Source organism: Campylobacter sp. P255 (assembly GCF_003627915.1).
Taxonomy (GTDB): Bacteria; Campylobacterota; Campylobacteria; order Campylobacterales; family Campylobacteraceae; genus Campylobacter_D.
In genome coordinates this window covers 1-1,786 of record NZ_NREN01000024.1, presented here as the reverse complement: position 1 = coordinate 1,786, position 1,786 = coordinate 1, and the positions used below count along the sequence as shown (strand labels likewise).

The following is a 1,786-nucleotide window of genomic DNA, read 5'->3' as shown; positions in this document are numbered from 1 at the left end:
GGCATTAACAACGAAGGCTCTATGAATATCATCAATCATGGTAGCATACACAATGGTATTACAAATACAGGTACTATTACACTTAGTTCTAATTTTACTCCAAGCTTTAAAAAAGCAAGTGAATATAATAATGGCTTTATTGGTAAAAATAACAATGGCTACCAATTAGAAAACAATAATAAGGGTAAAATTAGCATAGATGGTTGGTATTTTAATGCTTTAGAATATACTAAAGATAATAACCAAAGATTAGAAAATTCTATCATCATAGGTGGAGATAATCTAGGTGGTATTTATGCAGATAATATTTATGTTAATACTAAAGATTTAGTATTAAATCAAATCTATGATAGTAATACTTTCTTTGCAGATAAAAACGGAAATAGCCAAGGAAATGAAACTAACAATGGTGCAGGTGTAGATGCAAGCAATATCCATAGCATTAGTGGAATTTATAACTTTGTGAATGTAGGTAAGGGTCAATATGCAGCCGTAGTAGATACTAAAGAACTTAGTGGTAAAACCCTAGCAAAGTCTATGGTATATGCTTCAAGATTAAGAGCGATTAATATCTCTAATATGTTAAGAGACATCACCTCTCAAAACTTCCAAACAGAATTCTCTCAAGCATTAAATATGCAATTATCTAAACAAGGTGAAGCTTATGGTAATGATGCAGACTTATTAGCAGAATTAGAAGACATCTTCATTCCTAATAAAAACCCACATGCAAAAAACCATACTTTCTTATTGCCTTATTATAATCACTCTAATATCAAGATAGGAAAAACAACAGGTCATTTAAAGGTTAATACTAGTGGTTTAATAGGAGGTTCTCAAAGAGAACTACCTAAAGACTATGGTGTGATAGGTTTTTATCTAGGATATGAAGATAGTAAAAAAGAACAAGCTAGACAAAGACTAAGATTTGATGATAAAACATACTATGGTGGTTTAACTTATTATGGAGTATTAGCAAGAGATGGGATTAATCAATACTATCTTAGTGCTAGAACAATCTTAGATTATACTCAAAGTGATATAGAAAAAAGCTATCAAAGCTTACCTGTTAGTGTAGAAAGTGATACTAAGGTATATGGTTATGGAGCAGAAATTAAACTAGGTGCAAATTATTATAATACTTTAGATATTGCAAGAATTTCTCCTGAGCTTGGTCTTAGTTATTATGGTATGAGTAATAAAAACTTTTCTCTTTATCACTTAGGTGGAACAAAAGAACACTACCTAGCAGAACAGTTTAATTTTATTGATGCAAGTGCTGCTTTAAAATGGTATAAACCATGGAGTGATAAATTAAGAACCAATCTTACTATGGGAGCTATTGTAAACTTATACAATGATGCAAAAGGAAATTTAAAACTAGGCACTAATCATCTTAGTGCAAAAGTAGAAACTTCAAAGTATTATGGGTTTGGACAATTAGGTCTTTCTTATGCTATAGCACATAATGCTGACTTATCACTCAATTATGCAGGTGCATTTACCTTTGATGATACTAGTTCACATACGATGTTTTTAAAACTAGGTTTATGGTGGTAAGTTTTTTCACACTAACTATGATAGTTAGTGTGAAACTAAACTCAATTGCCCAGAGTTTGCTTGAAATAATTATAGACAACAAACAAACAACAACAAACAAAAGCACGTTAATCAAGAATACAAGTGTGTAATGGTATATAAATACCAAACTCCTTATTAGGCAAACTCTCTAATAACATTAAGCTAAAAAGCTTAATGCTTATTAGCAAACTCTGGGGAGTTGGGT

1 protein-coding gene is annotated in these 1,786 nt (G+C 30.9%); it reads left to right on the top strand.

Annotated elements, in window-relative coordinates:
- The coding region (locus CKA54_RS07705) for an autotransporter outer membrane beta-barrel domain-containing protein (RefSeq protein WP_172586661.1) at positions 1 to 1,560 on the top strand (1,560 nt) is incomplete at its 5' end.
- Positions 1,561 to 1,786: the final 226 nt, after the last annotated feature.